Below are 16,350 nucleotides of genomic sequence, written 5' to 3' on the forward strand. Positions count from 1 at the left end.
AAGCTTCCTTTACCATAACAGCACGAAAGTCCGTTGTGCGGCGCCGAGTTAGGCCGCCCAGCCCGGTCAAGCATGTTCCTGTTCACCAACGCCCCCGTCGGCACCCGCGAGACCGGCTCGAACACCGGCGGCGGACGCACGGTCACGGGGACGGCGAGCACGGCGAACGGATCGGTGGTCGATGCGATCCGCAGCGGAGCCGAGTCCTCCGGCGTCGGCTTCGATTACCTTTTGGCCACCGCCAAGCGTGAATCGGGTCTCGATCCGACCGCCAAGGCCTCGACCTCGTCGGCGAGCGGCCTGTTCCAGTTCATCGAGCAGACCTGGCTCGGCACAATGAAGGCGACCGGAGCGAAGTTCGGTCTGTCCTCCTATGCCGACGCCATCACCGCACGCTCGGACGGCACCTACGGCGTCGCCGACGCGGCGACGAAGCAGGCCATCCTCGATCTGCGCCGCGATCCGCGCGTCGCCTCGGCGATGGCCGGTGCCTTGACCCAGCGCAACCGCGAGGCGCTGGGCGGTACGCTCGGACGCGAGCCGACCAGCGGCGACCTTTACGCCGCCCACGTGCTGGGGGCGAAGGGCGCGACCACCCTGATCAACTCGGCCCAGACCAGCCCGGCACGCACCGCGGCCAGCGATCTACCGGAGGCGGCATCCTCCAACCGCAACCTGTTCTACGACAAGGCGGGCCGGGCGCGGGGCTCGGCCGAACTCTACGCGATGCTCTCCACCAGCACGGCCGGCGGCCAGACGGCTATGTCGGGAACCGCGAACGTCCCGGAGACGGCCACCACCTACGCCTCCCTAGACGACGGACTGCGGAGCCTGTTCCAGACCGACAGGCGTCAGGGCGCGGTTTCGGCCGGCGTCGCCAAGCTCTGGCAGAACCGCGGATCGAGCGCCGAGGCGCGCAGTGCACCGAGCTATTTCCCGCGCTCCGAGGGCGCCCAGGAGACCGCGTCGGCCGATCCAGAAACCACGGGCTCGATTGCGGCCACGGACTCCACGAACGCCTCGGTCACCGGAACGACCGCGCCGATCCTCGTGCCGCTGCCGCCGCGCCGTCCGGCCTCGTTCCGGGTGATCGAGGTTGTCACGACGCAGGCACCCGCCGCCGCGACGATCGAAGCAGCCACAGTCGCCACACCGGCCGAGACGGCGCCCGCACCCAAGACGCGCTCCGGACTGCTCGACCTGTTCTCCTCCCTCGGATTTCGGAACGGCCCATGACCCTTCGCCAGTTCCTCCTCGCGACCCAGACCGCCCCGGCCGAGCGCCGGGCCGAAGCAGCCGCTGCCCTGGCGCGGGCCTATTGCCACGGTAGTCTCGCCCCGGAAGCTGCCTGGGAGGCCAAGACCGCGCTGCTGGGTCTCCTCGATGACGGCTCGGCCCTGGTGCGCCGGGCGCTCGCCGAAGCCTGCGCTTCCGCCGACACGGCGCCGCGCCCGCTGATCGTGGCGCTCGCCTCCGACCAGCCCGACATCGCCTGCCTCGTGCTCGCCCGCTCGCCCGTGCTGATGGATGCCGACCTCGTCGATTGCGCCGCGATCGGTTGCGAGACGACCCGCTCGGCCGTCGCCGGCCGCGCCGACGTCTCGAAGCCCGTGGCGGCGGCACTCGCCGAGGTGGCGGGCGCGCCGTCCCTCACTGTGCTCGCGCGCAACCGCCATGCCGAGATCGGCACCGCCGCCCTGCTGCGCATGGTCGAACGTCACGGACACGATGCGCTGCTGCGGGAGGCGCTGCTGGCGCGACCCGGCCTCGGCCTCGAGGTGCGCCACGCCATCGCCGCCCGCGTCGCCGAGGCGCTCTCGTCCTTCGGGCTCGCCAGCGGATGGCTCAATCGCGAGCGCGGCGAGCGGGTCAACCGCGAGGCGCGCGACTGCGCCGCCCTCTCGCTGAGCGACGAAGCCGGGGAAAGCGGGCTGGCGCGGCTGGTCTCGCATCTGCGGGCGCAGGGCCAGCTCAATGCCGGGCTGATCCTGCGCGCTATCCTGTCGCTGCGCATGCCCTTCGCCGAAGCGGCGCTGGCCGACCTGTCGGGTCTCAGCCGGGCGCGGGTCGCCGGGCTGATGTTCGAGCCGCGCGGCGCCGGCTTCGCCGCACTCCACCGCCGGGCCGGCCTTCCGGTCCTGCTGCTGCCGGCGATCCAGGCGGCGCTCTCGGCCTGGCGCGAGGCGGCGACGGGCGGCGCGGACATCGAGGGTCCGCGTCTGGCCCGCCGGATGATCGAGCGCGCGCTCACCGCCTGCGAGGACATGCCCTTCGCCGAGAGCCGCAGCCTGATGGCGCTGCTCGCGCGCTTCGAGGCCGAAGCCGCCAGGGAGGAAGCCCGCGAGCACGCCCGGGCAGTCGCCGCCGAAACCGAACGGGAAGCCATCCTGCGCATCGAGGCCGCCCAGCGCGAGGCCGCGAATGTCCTGCCGGAGGCCTTGCCGCCTCCGTCGCCCGAGCCCCTGCACTGCATTGCGGCCGAGGTCGTCCAGTCGGACCGGCTCTCCCGGGTTCTCGACGAATTGCCCGACGCGATCATCGCGAGCTACCACGCCGAGCGGGAACGCCGTCAGGCCGAGGAAGCGAGCGCCGTCCTCGACGGCCTCTCCGACGCGTTGATGACCAGCTTTCTGGCCAGCCGCGAAGTGCCGAGCGTCGTGACCGTCACCGCGGACGAGCCGACGCGCCCGGCACCCATGCTGGTGGCGGTCCAGACACGGGCGGCGCAGGACGCTCCGGACCTCGTGGCCAGTCTGATCTCCGAGAGTATCCTGGCGAGCTACCGCGGCGACCGCGAGCGCGTCCGCATCGCCGCCTGATCTGCCGCCAACGTCAGCCAAGCCGGATCCAAGGTCCGACGCGTAAGCGTTGCGACGCATCCGCTGCCTGCGTCACGCTCATGCAACCCGAACCCGGCTTGACCGTTGGCATCCGGGTCGAGCGCGGCACCGATTGTGCATCGCAGCGAACTCGTCGCCGCATCGCACGTTGGAATGTGTGCCAGCGCGCATCGCAGGCGCCACGGCCTCGGTACTCAAGGGGCAACGCAACACATCAGGGACATTCGTATTTCATGACGGGAGCAAACATGGTTTTTTCGAAGATCATCACCTTCGGTGTCACCGTTGCCTTTGCCGGCATGCTGGTGATTGCCGCCGTGGGTTCGTCTGGCCTGCTCCTCGACTATTGAACGTCGCGCGAGCGGTGAGGCGCCTGGCGCCCCCCGCTGCCGACCCTTCGGTTCATCGCGCCGTCCGACGCTTTCGTCGGGCGGCGTTTTCGTCTGGCGGGGGGGCGCCTCCCGTCAGCCGAACTGCTCGCGAAGAATCCGCTCGTCGAGGCTGTGGCCGGGATCGTGCAGCAGCACGAGGTCGGTCGCGTGGTCGAGCCAGGTCTCGACGGTGCGGACCCGGCGGAATTCCGTGTGATCGGCCACGGCTGCCACCGGCCGATGGGCGGCATCCAACACCTCGATATGGATGCGGGCGAAGTTCGGCAGCAGCGCGCCGTTCCAGCGCCGCGGACGGAACGACGAGATCGGCGTGAGCGCCAGCAAATGCGCATTGAGCGGCAGGATCGGACCACCCACGGAAAAGTTGTAGGCGGTGGAGCCGGCGGGCGTCGCCACCAGGATGCCGTCGGCGATCAGTTCCGGCAACCGCACGTTCCCGTCGATCGAGATCTTCAGCTTCGCCGTCTGGTGGGTCTGGCGCAGCATGTAGACTTCGTTGATCGCCGGCGCCTCGTGGATACGCCCCTCGGTGTCGGTGACGACCATGGCGAGGGGATGGATCACGCTGCGCTGCGCCGTCTCAAGCCGCTCGATCAGCCCGTCCTCCCGAAACTCGTTCATGAGGAAGCCAACGGTGCCGCGGTTCATGCCATAGATCGGCTTCGAGCCGTCCATGAAGCGGTGGAGCACCTGCAGCATCAAGCCGTCGCCGCCGAGCGCCACGACGACGTCCGCTTCTTCCGGAGCGACATGATCGTAGCGGCGCATCAGCGCCTCGGCCGCCTCGCGGGCGTCGGGCGTCGGGCTCGCGACGAAGGCGATCCGTGGGAAGCGCGCCGCCATCGAATCCGACAATCCGCGTTCGAGCCGTGTTGACGCCGGGACGGGACGAGGTCTCACTCGCGCCGGGACGCATCTGCGACGAGAGGCATAGCATGGAGCGCCCGCTCCTCGTCTACACCACGCTGCCGGACACCGAGACGGCGCTCGCCATCGGCGAGGATCTGGTACGGGAAAAGCTCGCCGCCTGCGTGAACGTCCTGCCCGGAATGGCCTCGGTCTACGCCTGGAAGGGCGTGGTGGAGCGAGGCCACGAGGTCGTCGCGATCCTGAAGACCCGCGAGGAACTCGCCGACGCCCTGAGCGCCGCGCTGAAGGCCCGCCATCCCTACGAGACGCCGATCATCCTGCACCTGCCGGTCAGCGGGGCCGATCCGGACACGGCGGCGTGGATCATGGCGGAGACGGGTGGGGCCGGCTGACGATCAGGCCGTACGCCGCCCGAAGGTGCGGGGCTGGCCCCGTAACGGAATCTGCGACGGATAGGACCCGGCCTCATGCTGCACCGGCACGCTGGAGGCGAGGGTGAGCGCACGCTCGTGCCACGGCACGTCGCCCGTGTGCCGTGCCTCGCCGTCGTCGCTGCGCCCCTTGGTTCCGGCGCTCGGCCAGAACAGAAGCACCAAGCCGTAGGCAAGGTTGACGCAGAGACCGACCGGGCTGTTGTGGACGAAGCCGGCGAGCGGCTGGCCCCCGGTCTGGCGCGATAGCACCAGCACGTCGAAGACCGAGAAGGCCGCCACCGCGGGCACGACGAGGAGCGGAGGGATGCCGGCGTCGCGCAACCGCTTGGTGGCGAGCGCAAGACCCATCCAGACCAGCGGGATCAGGCTGAGCAGCAGGGTGAGCGAGGCCCCGACGAGGGCGCCGATCGAGCCGTTGGCGAGGCTCGTCGCGAAAGCCCCGCCCACCAGCAGGAACACCCCGAACGCCCAGAGGAGACCGCCGCCGCAGATCCAACCGAAATAGGCGAGCCGGCCCAAACGGTCGCGAAAACCGAACAACTGCCCGAGCATGCCACGCCTCCCCTCCGTCGATTGCAACCGTGGCGGGCAGAAGTGAGAGGTTACTTAATCCGATCGCTGAAAGACGTAGCCGAAATTGTATTCAACGGAAATTCCGCGGCGAAGTCTCAACTCGGCCCAACCGGATAGCTCCGCCCCTTCCAGGCGGCCGGCGCTCGGCCCCGTGCCTCGCGCACCAGCGCCGTCCACTGGATCGCCAGCGCTGTTGCGATCGTCAGCGGATGCAGGGGAATGGTCGAAAGTGGCTCGCCGCTCGCGTGCGTGATCGCCGCCCGCGTGCCGAGGGAAACGAGCCCGGCGGCGAACGCCAACAGCGCGACCCGTGGAAGCCCGGCGCCAAGAGCTGTAGCCAGGAGAAGCCACGGCAAAATCTGCCCGCCAAACAGCAAGAACGTCCAGACGGGGAGGGCGCGGCGCGTCGCCATGCCCTCGCGGGCGTTCTTCGAAAAGCCCGCCCAGGCCTGCGCGAAGCCCGAATACATCCGGCAGGAGGCGAGGGTGCTCCCGGCGACGAGATCCGTTCGGAAGCCCGCCGTCCTCAGGGCCCGGGGCAGGGTGACGCCGTCATGCATCGAGGTCCGCACCGCGCCGTGGCCGCCGGTCTGGCGATAGGCGTCCGCCGCGATCATCATGAGCTGGCCGCAGCCGGCGGCCAGCGACACGTCGGGGCGCCGCCGCATCAGCGGCACGGGCAGGAAGCCGAGGAGCAGGAACGTGATGGTCGGCACGGTGAGACGCTCGCCGAGGCTCGCCATCACCTGACGCGGCACGCCGCTGACGAGCGTCGCACCGGTCCGCTCGGCGTGGACCGAGAGAGCGGCGGCGGCGTTCGGCCCGAGCGTCACATCGGCATCGATGAAGAGCAAGCGCGCGCCTTCGGCGGCTTTCGCGAGGGTGACGCAGCCGTTGTTCTTGCCGGTCCAGCCCTCTGGCAGCGTCGGGACCTCGACGAGGCGCAGGCGAGGATCGCCCCTTGCGATCGCGGAGACGATCGCCGCGGTGGCGTCGGTGGAATGGTCGTCGCCGACCAGCACCTCGACGGCGACGCCCTCGCTCGCCAGCGCCGCGCGCACCGTGCCGGCGATGATCGCGGCCTCGTTGCGGGCCGGGATCAGGATCGAGACGAGGCCCGTCGCCTGCGGAGCCGGCGCGGGGGGCGCGAGCGCCCTCAGGTTCACGGCCGCGAGGACCGCCGGCAGCAGGGCGAGCGCCAGGGACAGCAGAGCGAGGGCCAGCATCACGGGATCCGCTCGGCCTCGTCCGATCCATGCGCCGGATCGAAGCGGCGGCCGCGGGCCAGGGCGCCGAGCCGCCGCCAGAGATCGTAGACGCCGCCGACGCCCCGCGCACCCTCGATCACCGGGACGAATCGGGCGGAATCGCGGGTCATCACGTCGGCGGAGAGGTAGTCGAGTGTCGCGGTGAGTGCCGCCTCAAGATGGGCGAGACGCTCGGGACGGGTCAGGGCTAGAAGGTCGGCGGCGGCGATCGGCTCGCCGAAGGCACAGCAGGCCTCGGCCCCGCGCTCGTCCCAGAAGGCGTAGTCGAGGGCCAGCGGCACGAACAGGGCGTCCGGCGCAATCTCGGCGAGATGCGCGATGCCGGGGCGCAGATCCAGCGGCCGGGTCCGCACGTCGGAAAACCGGCCCTGCGCGGTGAGCCAGAGCATGTGGTCCGGCTTGGCCAGCACGGTGCGCGCCGAGGCCAGGAACTGCGCGGCCCCGCGGCGCGAGCTGAGATCCACCGGGAAGGCACCGAGCCGGCGGAAGACGCCGTATCTTTCGAGCATCCGCGCATCGAAGGGCGCAAACATCGCGCGGCCCGGAAACAGCCGGTCGGCTAGCAGGATGGTCGTCGCCGCATCCCACCAGGAGGGGTGGTTGCAATAGACCACCAGTGGCCCCGGATGATCCAGTCGCCGGGGCGTCCCCCAGCGGGCGAGCCGCAGAGCCGTCATGTGCCGGCGCAGGAACCGCGAAAAATAGGCCGCCATGAAGCGCCAGACATGGGCCGAGCGCGCCGGCTCAGCCGGTGATCCTCCCCGGGCCCTCATTCTGAAGTGCCCACGCCAGCGAGCCTCGAAGGAGGGGGCCAAAATGAGCACGAGCCCTCGAGGGCTCCGCTACGCTTCGACACCGCAGGATGAGGGTGTAAGAAGGGGTCTACCCTGCAAGCGGCCACGACGGGACTCACGCGCTCTTGCGCAAAACCGGCTGCGCGCCCGTCCTCATGTCCGTATCGAGGGCGTCGGCGGCGATCCAGCCGGACATCATCACCATCGGCATGCCCGGGCCGGGATGGGCGGCGCCGCCGGCGAGATAGAGCCCCTTCACCTCCCGTGAGCGGTTGCCGGGCTTGAAAGCCCCCGTCATGCGGCCGTGGGAGGCCAGCCCGTAGATCGCGCCGTTGAGCACGTGATAGCGGTCGTGGATGTCCTGCGGCGTCAGGTGCCGCTCGAACACGATCCGCTCCTCGAGGTCCGGCATGCCGCCGGTGCGCTTGAGCTTGTCCAGGATGATCTGGCGATAAGCCGGAAACATCCTCTGCCAGTCGTGGTGCGGCCGCAGATACGGCGTGTGCACCAGGACATAGAGCGCCTCGCCACCCTCGGGCGCCACGGACGGATCGGTGGCGGAGGGTGCTGCGAGATAGGCGGTCGGGTCCGGCGCCGGCTCGCCCTTCCGATAGATGAAGTCGAACTCCTCCTCCGGGTCGCGCGAGAACACGAAGTCGTGGTGGCCGAGATGCTCGTAGCGCCGGTTCAGGCCGAGATAGAGCACCACGCCCGAACAGGCCGGCTCGAATTTCTTGGTTTCGTACGCCTTGCCGACCGCGCCGCCGACGAGCTCGCGATAGGTGCGCACGGAATCCATGTTGGAGATGACGGCGTCGTAGGCCGTGGTGCCGCTTGCGGTGCGAATGCCGCGAAGCACGCCGTCGCGGATGTCGAGCCCCTTCACCTCGTCGGCCGGCCGCATCACGGCCCCGAGATCGGTGGCGAGCTTGGCGAGGCCCTCGGCCACGGCGCGAGTGCCGCCCATGGGATACCAGACGCCCTCGGCGGTCTGCATGTGGGCGATGGCGCAGAGCACCGCCGGTGCGCCGTACGGCGAGGAGCCGACGTATTGTACGAAATGGTCGAGCATCTGCGCGAGCCGCGCATCCTTGACCTTGCCGCGGATGGTGCCGGCGACGGTGGAATGCATTCGCAGCGAGAGCACGTCGCGCAACGTCGACGGGTTCATGTTGGCACGGATGTCGATCGTGTCGAACAGGTCCTGCACCGCCTTCCAAAAGAAGAAGCGTTCGCTGACGCCGTGCAGGTTCTCGGAAATCGCCAGGAACTTCCTGTAGCCCTCGCCGGCGCCCTCGCCCGGGGCGAAGCGGTCCATGGAGGCCGCCATGGCCTCGACATTCTCGACGAGGTCGATACGGGCGCCGTCGTCGAAAAAGCAGCGCCATTGCGGGTCGAGCCGGCGCAGGTCGAGTGCGTCGTGCACGCTGCGTCCGGCCTCGGAAAAGATCCGCTCCAACACGCGTGGCACGGTGAGGATGGTCGGCCCCATGTCGAAGCGGAAGCCGCCCTCGTTCAGGACCGCCGCCTTGCCGCCGAGCCAGGCGTTCTTGTCGTAGAGCGTGACCCGGTGCCCACGCGCCGCCGCGACACAGGCCGCCGCCAGACCACCCAACCCGCCGCCGACCACCGCGACCGAGGAACCGCTACTCATGGTCGACACGACTCCCCCGGGCGCGGCTCGCAGCCGTCCCTTGCCGAAAAGCTAGACCCGATCCGGTCGCGGTCAACGCGATACCCCGTCGCGCGATCGGAGATTCCCGGAACTTTCGAGGCGCATCTGGACGTTAATCGGGAAACTAGGAGTTTGTCATGCTGACGCGATCCGCCTTCGCAACCGTTCTGATGTTCGCGGTCACGCCCGCCTTCGCGCAGGCCGAAACCGGCACCGGCGGCGGTCCGGCCTCCACCGTCACCGCCCCCCACACCACCTCCGTCGGCCAGACCAAGCCGCCCGGCGCCGCCGCCGGACCCGGTCCGTCCGAGGGCCGCGAAGCCCGTACGGAGCAGATGAGGAAGGACGACCAGATCATGAAGGGCATCTGCATCGGCTGCGGAACGAAGTAGCCTCGCCGGTTCCGTCACCGCGCTTCGCCCTGCGTCGCCAGCGGTGAGGTCGCGGGCAGCTCCTTCAGGGCAGGGGCCTTGGCACCGGCCAGATCCTGGATCAGCAGACGCGCCGAGATCCGGGCGCCCTCGTAGATCACCGGCAGGCCGGAGCCGGGATGCGTGCCGCCGCCGACGAGGTAGAGGCCTGGGCCAAAGCGGTTGTGCGGGCGAAACCACAGCATCTGCCCGAGATCGTGGGCGAGGTTGAAGGTCGCGCCTTCGTGCACCGTGAATTCGTCGCGCCAATCGCGCGGGTCGAGGACGCGCTCGTAGCGGATGCGGCTCTCGATGTCGGTGATGCCGAGCAACTTCAAGCGCTCGAGCACCAGCCGGCGATAGGCCGGGCGCACACTTTCCCAGTCGATCCCGGATTTGAGGTTCGGCACCGGCACCAGAACATAAAGCGCCGTGTGGCCGGGGGGCGCCATGCCGCCATCTGTGAAGCCGGCATGCTGCACGTAGAGCGAGGGTGTCATCGGCAGGGTGCCGCCGGTGATCTCGGCGATGTTCCGCTCGTAATCCTTCGAGAGCAGGATCGAGTGGTGCCCGAGGCCGTCCGGCAGTTTTCCCTCGATGCCGAGATACATCATGAAGGTCGAGCAGGAGAGGCGAGCCTTGTCGACCTTCCGGTCGCGCCAGCGCGGCCGGTGCGTCTCCGGAACGAGATCGCGGATGGTGCCGGCGAAATCGCCGTTCAGCACAACCGCGTCGGCGTTGAAGGTCTCGCCGTTCACGACGACGCCCGAGGCGCGCCGGCCCTCATAGACCACGCGCTCGACCTTGGTATCGAGACGGATGTCCACGCCCATCCGGCGGGCCAGGCCCGCCATCGCCTCCGAGACCGCGCCGCAGCCGCCGACCGGGTGATAGACCCCATGCTCGTATTCGAGGAACGACAGGATCGTGAACAGGCTCGGGCAGCGGAACGGCGACATCCCGAGATATTTGGTCTGAAACGAGAAGGCGAGGCGCACCCGAGGGTCGGCGAAGTAGCGCTTGAGATCCTTGTCGACGCTGCGGCTGGGATGGAGATGGGGAAGCGCCGCGAGCATCGCCGGGCTCATCATCGAGAAGAAGCGGTCGAAGGACTGCTCCAGGACCGGCTTGAAGGTGTGCAGCTTGGTCCGGTTCTCGGTGAAGAAGGCGTGCAGGTTCTTCGCATCCTCCGGCGCGATGCGTGCGATCTCGGCCCTCAGCCGGTCCTCGTCGCCGGTGGCCCGGATCTCGGCCGCAACGCCATCCTCACCCTCGAAGAGCAGGTGATACATCGGGTCGAGCCGCTTCAGCGCGACGTGATCCTCCAGCCGCTCGCCGCAGCTTTCGAAGATGTCGGCGAGGATCTGCGGATACAGGAAGAAGGTCGGGCCGATGTCGAACCGGTAGCCGCCGGGCGCCTCGACGGTCTTCGTGCGGCCGCCGACCGCCGGGTCGCGCTCGAACAGCGTGACATGGATACCGGCCTTGGCGAGCAGGAGCGCCGTGGCAAGGCCCCCGGGCCCGGCACCGACGACCGCAACGCGCCGGCCGGAAAGGCTCCGCAACCCATCGCGTGACTGAAGCAACGCCGTCCGCTCCCCCTCGAAACCCATGACCTCAAGCCGCGCTATGTCGGCCTTTGCGCGTTGTGCGGCAATTGCCACGGAATGTCGCGCGTAAAGCCACGCTTACACCCCGCGCCGTCGCCGCAGCAGGTGATGCAGTGCGATGGCGCCGGCAGTGGCGACGTTCAGCGAGTCGAATCCCGCCGCCATTCCGATCCGGATTTTTTTGCATTCGGCCATCAGTTGCGGCGGAAGGCCGGGGCCTTCGCTGCCGAGCAGCACCAGGGAGCGGGAGGGTAGGGCGGCGTCGGCGATGTCGCCCTCGGCCCCCGGCGTCATCGCCAGCCGCACGAGGTCGTGGCGCGCGGCGAGGCCGAGCAGCGCCTGCGGGCTCGCGGTGCGCGCGAAGGGCATGGTCAGCGCCGCGCCGGCCGAGACCCGGATCGCCTTGCGGTAGAGCGGATCGCAGGTGGCGTCGTCGAGGAGCACCGCATCGGCCCCGAAGGCGGCGGCGTTGCGAAACAGGCCGCCGACATTGTCATGGTTGGTCAAGCCGACGAGGCCGAGGACGACCGCTGGAGCCGGGGCAGGGGGGATCAGCGAACCGGGCGCGGGCGGCTCGCCGCTCAGGCCCAGAGCCAGCACGCCGCGATGCATCGGAAAACCCGCCACCGCGCCCATCACCGCCTTCGACGCGCAATAGACCGGTGGCGGTTCGGGCAGGGCGGCGATGAGATCCGTGAAGCCGGGCAGGCGTTCCGGCGCCAGCAGGATCGACCCGGCCCGGAAACGGGAGGCCGGCGACAGCATCAGGCGAAGCGTGACCTCGCCCTCCACGATGAAGCGCCCCTGGCGGCCGACGAGATCCCGCTCGCGGATCGACGCGTAAGGCGCGAGCCGCGGATCGGCGGGGTCTTCGATGGAGATCGCGTTCTCGAACCTCACAAAAGGATCAGGCGCGGCCGCCGCCCATGCGCATGCTGAGGGGGTCGGCCTCTTCCTTCTTCGGCACCTTCACCAGGGCCTCGCCGTCGAGCACGACCTCGTCGCCGACCTTGCAGGTGCAGGTGAGCCGCGCGCGGCGGCGCTCGGCGATCAGTTCGGCCACCTCGACGATGACCTCGACGGTGTCTCCTATGCGCACCGGCGCGCGGAAGTTCAGGGTCTGGCTGATGTAGACCGCACCCGGGCCGGGCAGGCGGGTGCCGAGCACCGCCGAAATCAGCCCAGCCGTGTAGAGGCCGTGGGCGATGCGGGTGCCGAAGGGGGTGCGCGCCGCGAAGTGTTCGGACAGGTGGATCGGATTGCGGTCGCCCGTGATCTCGGCGAAGCCCACCACGTCGGAAGAGGAGATTTCTTTCTTCCAGATCTCGGTGAGGCCGACCTCCAGATCCTCGAAATACAGAATACGAAGCTCGGGCAACATTGCTGGGTGTCTCCGGTACCGTCGCGATGAACGCGAGCGCGGCAAAGCTTTGGCCTCGCACAAGACGGTGCGCAAATCCAGTGCGCGGCGCGAGCGGGCTGGACACCCTGGTACAGCCCGTTCCGGCGAGGAACATCCCCACGAAAGGCGAAGGCGCCGACGCCCTCGGCGGCGAAGCGCGACCCTCGACATCGGGCCGGCCCGAACCAGATGCCCGTTCAGCGGCCCCGGCCTCACAGGGGACCGCGTTCAGGACGGACCGGGCGGATCGACCCTGCCAGCGCGCCAAGCCGCCGGCTTCCCCCGGCCAGATCAAGGAGAGTCGAATGACGTGGAAACATGCGGGCGCGGGGCTGATCGCCCTCGGAACCATGTTGGCTGCCGGCAACGCCGCCGAGGCCAGAGGCGGTTGCGGCCCCGGATTCCATCCGAACCCCTATGGCATCTGCCGGCCGAACGGCCCGCGCTTCTTCGGGCCGCGACCCGGACCGCGCTATTACGGCGGCTACGGTCCGCGCCGCTTCGACGGTCCTCGGCCGTTCCGCCGCGACTTCTACTGACGCGCGAAGCCGAGCCGCCTCGGGCTCGGCAATTGCCGCTGCCGGGTCAGTCGTCTAGTGGCCTCCCGGCGGCGCAACGCTGCCGGGACGAGGCGACCCTGTCATGGACGAACACGGCTCCGGCCCGAGCCTGCGCCCGGTGGTCGTCCGCGTCGCCGGCCTGAACCTCGCCTATTTCGGGATCGAGATCGCGGTCGCGCTGGCCATCGGTTCGGTCGCGCTCCTCGCCGACAGCCTCGATTTCCTCGAGGACGCGGCGATCAACTTGCTGATCTTCGCCGGCCTCGGCTGGAGCCTGCGCAACCGGGCGCGGCTCGGCACGGCGCTCGCCTTCATCCTGCTGGTGCCGGCGATCGGCGCGGCCTGGGCAGCCTACGAGAAGGTCGCGGACATGACGCCGCCTGCGCCGCTCCCGTTGACGCTCACCGGCATCGGCGCGCTTCTCGTGAACCTCGCCTGCGCGCTGATGCTCGCCCGGCATCGTGAGGGCAGTGGCAGCCTGACCCGCGCGGCCTACCTCTCGGCCCGCAACGACGTGGCGGCGAACATCGCGATCATCCTGGCGGGGCTTGCCACAGCGGTGACGTTGTCGCCCTGGCCGGACCTCGTCGTCGGCCTCGGCATTGCGGTCCTGAACGCCGATTCGGCCGTCGATATCCTCAAGGCCGCGCATGCCGAGCGCCGGGCTGCCGCCGAAGCTCGGGCCTGACCTGACGATGCGCCTGTTCCCGATCTCAGACCTGCATCTCGAGCGCCGCCGCCTCGACCTCATCCCGAGGCCCGCGGCGCCCTTCGACGTCATGGTCTGCGCCGGCGACCTGTCCGAGGGACGCCCGGAAGACGGACTCGCCGCCGTGCTCGCGCTGGCCGAAGGCCAGCCCGTGGTTCTTGTGCCGGGCAATCACGAGCATTACGCCCCCACCGGCGACGGCCGCACTGCGCCGGAGTTGTTGGCCATCCTGCGCAGGGAGGTCGCGCGCCTGAACGGGGAGGGCGCCCGTCTCCACCTGCTGGAGAACGGGATGGGCACGGTGATCGACGGCGTGCGCTTCGTCGGTACGACGCTCTGGAGCGACTGGTCGCTGGCGGGCCGCTGGCTCACGGCGGACACGCCCGAGCGCCCGGAGGACCCGATCGCCTTCGCGGCGGCGCGCATGACGGACCCGGTGACGGGCTCGCGCGAGTTTCGCGGTTCGATCCGAAACGCCGACGGCACGGCCTGGTCGCCGGCCGACGCCATGGCGGCGCATCGCTCCGAGAGGGCCGCGCTGCTGGCGGCGCTGGCCCAGCCCCATCCCGGCCCGACCGTCGCGGTCACGCACCACCCGCCGAGCCCGCGCGCAGCCGACGCGTTCCGTGGAAAGCCCGGCGTGCCCTGGTGGGTGCCGGCCTTCTACGCGACCACCGTGCTCGAAGACCTGCCCGACGCGCAGCGACCGGTCGCCTGGGTCTCCGGACATTTCCATGCCGGGCACGACATGCACATCGGCCGCACCCGCTGGGTCGCCAACCCGGTCGAGGGTGGGACCTTCGCGCCGGACCTGCGCATCGAGATCGGCTGAGCGGAAACACTCAGGCGACGCATGTGTTGTCCCGAAACGATCATCCTCGAACCGGGAGCCCATCATGATGTCCAAGACGGCTGCTGCGCTGAGCGTGCCGCTTCTGATCCTTTCGGGCGCCGCGTTGGCGCAATCGGGGGGCGGCAACAAGCCGGCCGAGATCCGTCAGCCCGGTCCAGCTCGGGTCACGACGCCGGGCGAGCCGCAGGCCGGCTTCGTGAAGCCCGACGCCGGAGCCAAGAGCGGCCCCGGCGCGGTCGAGACGCAGGTGCGCGGTGGCACCGGTGCGGATAGCCGATCGAACAATTCCGGCGCGGAAGGAAATGCGGAGAAGCCCGAGCTTCCCGTCGGCAATACGGGCGGTGGTGGCGGCAGCGGGGCCGGCGGAAGCTGACGCCGTTTCCCGGCCTGGGCGCGCCTCGGCGGACCGGAGGCGCGCGGTCCATGGGCTCGTTCGGAATTCGGCAACCATGTTTTGCAGATGCCGCCGTGGGACTGCGTGGTTTCCGGTGACGAAGCACACAGAGGCATTCTCGTGAAACCGCTAAATGTTCATTGAGCCTAATGCGCGGTGTTCAATCTACCGCCGAGGGAGACGGCCATGAGCCAGCGGATCGAAGATCTGAAATTCATCATGACCATCGGCATGGTGACGCTGTTCGGCACCTGTCTGACGGCGCTGGTCGGCTGAACCGCGCGGCCCATCTCGGGGCCGCGTGACGCATCCGGGTTACAGCCATCCGTGCGCAAATCACGTAGAGGCTGCTCGCAGGCCAGAGAACAAGCCGGGAACACCGGCAGGCTCTCCGTGGTAGCTGCCGGATCGTAGGAGGCTTGGGTGGTGCGAGGCTCGAACCTGTCCGTCCTCATCGCCTCTGCTTGGCTCGCGGGCGGCACTGTGCAGGCGCAGGAGGCCGATCTCGACGGTCTGCGCCGGGATTGGCACCGTTGCGTCCGCCAGACCTTTTCCGGCCAGCCGGCCAGTATCGAGAAGCGCGCGGCCGAACGCGCGACACTCGCCGCCTGCAAGCCCTCCGAAGACGCGTACGTCGCCGCCGAGTTCGCCGCGCGCATTGCAAAGTCCGATGACGGCCCACGCAAGGACGGTCTGACCACGCGTGCCCGCGCCTGGATCTCGTCGGTTGCGGCCTATGTGGTCGACCCGGTCGCGTCCTGGTTCGGGCGCTGAACGTGCGAAGACTCCTCCTGATCGGCATCGGCACGGGCAATCCCGAGCATGTCACCATCCAGGCGGTGCGCGCACTGAATGCGGCCGAGGTCGTCTTCCTGATCGGCAAGGGCGACGCCAAGGCCGATCTCGTCCGGGTCCGCCGGGAGATCTGCGAGCGATACATCGAAGGTCCGCAGCCGCGCTTCGTCGCGGCCGCCGATCCGGCGCGCGACCGGACGCCGGCGGATTACGGCGTGGCGGTCGACGACTGGCACGCAGCGCGAGCCGAGCTCTACGAAGACCTCGTCGCCAAGAACCTCGGCGACAATGGCTGCGGCGCCTTCCTGGTCTGGGGTGACCCCGCGCTCTACGACAGCACGATCCGGATCATCGACCGCATCCACGCGCGCGGCCGTCTCGCCTTCGATGTCGAGGTCATCCCCGGTATCACCAGTGTGCAGGCGCTCGCCGCCGGCCACCGCATCGCGCTCAACGGCATCGGCGAACCGGTGACCATCACTACGGGCCGGCGCCTTGCCGCAGATCTGTCGGCGGATGGCGCCACGGTGGTGATGCTCGACGGAAAAGTCGACTTCGCCGGCCTCGACCCGAACCTGACCATCCACTGGGGCGCCTATCTCGGCACCAGCGACGAACTCCTGATCGCCGGCCGCCTGGGCGACGTCGCAGAGCTGATTCGCGAGACCCGGCGCACGGCGCGGGCGCGCCACGGCTGGATCATGGACATCTACCGCCTAGCGCGGCCTGCGACATAATGACAGGCCGTCGAAACATTCATCTTCCGGACCG

General features: G+C 69.4%; 18 protein-coding genes. 10 read left to right on the forward strand and 8 right to left on the reverse strand.

What is annotated here, in order from left to right; genetic code table 11:
• Window positions 1-72: 72 nt before the first annotated feature.
• Window positions 73-1,236, forward strand: a complete 1,164-nt coding sequence (locus MHA02_RS18440; protein ID WP_147081443.1) for a lysozyme family protein — start codon at window positions 73-75, stop codon at window positions 1,234-1,236.
• Window positions 1,233-2,819 (forward strand): DUF2336 domain-containing protein, encoded by a 1,587-nt coding sequence (locus tag MHA02_RS18445; protein ID WP_147081445.1) that lies wholly within the window; start codon window positions 1,233-1,235, stop codon window positions 2,817-2,819. Before MHA02_RS18440 ends, MHA02_RS18445 begins: the two co-directional genes overlap by 4 nt.
• A 485-nt stretch (window positions 2,820-3,304) precedes the next feature.
• Here the strand turns inward: MHA02_RS18445 and MHA02_RS18450 are convergent, their stop codons facing one another.
• Window positions 3,305-4,075, reverse strand: coding sequence for an NAD kinase (locus tag MHA02_RS18450; protein ID WP_147081447.1), 771 nt, complete (start codon window positions 4,073-4,075; stop codon window positions 3,305-3,307).
• A gap of 92 nt (window positions 4,076-4,167) precedes the next feature.
• Between MHA02_RS18450 and cutA the strand changes: the two genes are divergently transcribed.
• Window positions 4,168-4,494: a divalent-cation tolerance protein CutA gene (gene cutA / locus MHA02_RS18455; protein WP_147081449.1), complete on the forward strand. Its 327-nt coding sequence runs from the start codon at window positions 4,168-4,170 to the stop codon at window positions 4,492-4,494.
• A gap of 3 nt (window positions 4,495-4,497) precedes the next feature.
• Here the strand turns inward: cutA and MHA02_RS18460 are convergent, their stop codons facing one another.
• The 4 genes from MHA02_RS18460 to MHA02_RS18475 form a co-directional block, all read right to left on the reverse strand.
• Window positions 4,498-5,088, reverse strand: a complete 591-nt coding sequence (locus MHA02_RS18460; protein ID WP_147081451.1) for a DUF805 domain-containing protein — start codon at window positions 5,086-5,088, stop codon at window positions 4,498-4,500.
• A 116-nt stretch (window positions 5,089-5,204) separates the two neighbouring features.
• Window positions 5,205-6,335, reverse strand: a complete 1,131-nt coding sequence (locus tag MHA02_RS18465) for a glycosyltransferase family 2 protein (protein WP_147081453.1) — start codon at window positions 6,333-6,335, stop codon at window positions 5,205-5,207.
• The gene (locus MHA02_RS18470; protein WP_238180508.1) at window positions 6,335-7,150 is read right to left on the reverse strand and encodes a lysophospholipid acyltransferase family protein; all 816 of its coding nucleotides are present in this window, start codon (window positions 7,148-7,150) and stop codon (window positions 6,335-6,337) included. The genes MHA02_RS18465 and MHA02_RS18470 overlap by 1 nt, the downstream gene beginning before the upstream one ends.
• Before the next feature lie 136 nt (window positions 7,151-7,286).
• Window positions 7,287-8,825: a phytoene desaturase family protein gene (locus tag MHA02_RS18475; RefSeq protein WP_147081455.1), complete on the reverse strand. Its 1,539-nt coding sequence runs from the start codon at window positions 8,823-8,825 to the stop codon at window positions 7,287-7,289.
• Between the two features lie 158 nt (window positions 8,826-8,983).
• Here MHA02_RS18475 and MHA02_RS18480 point away from each other — a divergent pair, with 158 nt between their 5' ends.
• Window positions 8,984-9,238, forward strand: a complete 255-nt coding sequence (locus MHA02_RS18480; protein WP_147081457.1) for a hypothetical protein — start codon at window positions 8,984-8,986, stop codon at window positions 9,236-9,238.
• Window positions 9,239-9,252: 14 nt separating this feature from the next.
• Here MHA02_RS18480 and crtI read toward each other — a convergent pair whose 3' ends face one another.
• The 3 genes from crtI to croR form a co-directional block, all read right to left on the reverse strand.
• Entirely contained in the window at window positions 9,253-10,842 is a 1,590-nt protein-coding gene (crtI, locus tag MHA02_RS18485; RefSeq protein ID WP_147081459.1) for a phytoene desaturase family protein, read from the reverse strand.
• Window positions 10,843-10,944: 102 nt separating this feature from the next.
• Window positions 10,945-11,766 (reverse strand): TrmH family RNA methyltransferase, encoded by an 822-nt coding sequence (locus MHA02_RS18490; RefSeq protein ID WP_238180507.1) that lies wholly within the window; start codon window positions 11,764-11,766, stop codon window positions 10,945-10,947.
• A 7-nt stretch (window positions 11,767-11,773) separates the two neighbouring features.
• A complete protein-coding gene (gene croR / locus MHA02_RS18495; protein WP_147081461.1) occupies window positions 11,774-12,247 on the reverse strand; it encodes a 3-hydroxybutyryl-CoA dehydratase in 474 nt (157 codons plus the stop codon).
• 326 nt (window positions 12,248-12,573) lie between these two features.
• Between croR and MHA02_RS18500 the strand changes: the two genes are divergently transcribed.
• The 6 genes from MHA02_RS18500 to cobF all read left to right on the forward strand — a co-directional run bounded on the left by MHA02_RS18500 (window position 12,574) and on the right by cobF (window position 16,316).
• Window positions 12,574-12,807: a GCG_CRPN prefix-to-repeats domain-containing protein gene (locus tag MHA02_RS18500; protein WP_147081463.1), complete on the forward strand. Its 234-nt coding sequence runs from the start codon at window positions 12,574-12,576 to the stop codon at window positions 12,805-12,807.
• 103 nt (window positions 12,808-12,910) lie between these two features.
• A complete protein-coding gene (locus tag MHA02_RS18505; protein WP_147081465.1) occupies window positions 12,911-13,516 on the forward strand; it encodes a cation efflux transmembrane domain-containing protein in 606 nt (201 codons plus the stop codon).
• A 7-nt stretch (window positions 13,517-13,523) separates the two neighbouring features.
• Window positions 13,524-14,369, forward strand: a complete 846-nt coding sequence (locus MHA02_RS18510; RefSeq protein ID WP_147081560.1) for a metallophosphoesterase — start codon at window positions 13,524-13,526, stop codon at window positions 14,367-14,369.
• Between the two features lie 64 nt (window positions 14,370-14,433).
• A complete protein-coding gene (locus tag MHA02_RS18515) occupies window positions 14,434-14,763 on the forward strand; it encodes a hypothetical protein (protein WP_147081467.1) in 330 nt (109 codons plus the stop codon).
• Window positions 14,764-15,207: 444 nt separating this feature from the next.
• Window positions 15,208-15,558, forward strand: coding sequence for a hypothetical protein (locus MHA02_RS18520; RefSeq protein ID WP_147081469.1), 351 nt, complete (start codon window positions 15,208-15,210; stop codon window positions 15,556-15,558).
• Window positions 15,559-15,560: 2 nt separating this feature from the next.
• The gene (cobF, locus tag MHA02_RS18525) at window positions 15,561-16,316 is read left to right on the forward strand and encodes a precorrin-6A synthase (deacetylating) (protein ID WP_147081471.1); all 756 of its coding nucleotides are present in this window, start codon (window positions 15,561-15,563) and stop codon (window positions 16,314-16,316) included.
• Window positions 16,317-16,350 lie beyond the last annotated feature (34 nt).

It is taken from the genome of Methylobacterium haplocladii (assembly GCF_007992175.1).
GTDB classification, from domain to species: domain Bacteria; phylum Pseudomonadota; class Alphaproteobacteria; order Rhizobiales; family Beijerinckiaceae; genus Methylobacterium; species Methylobacterium haplocladii.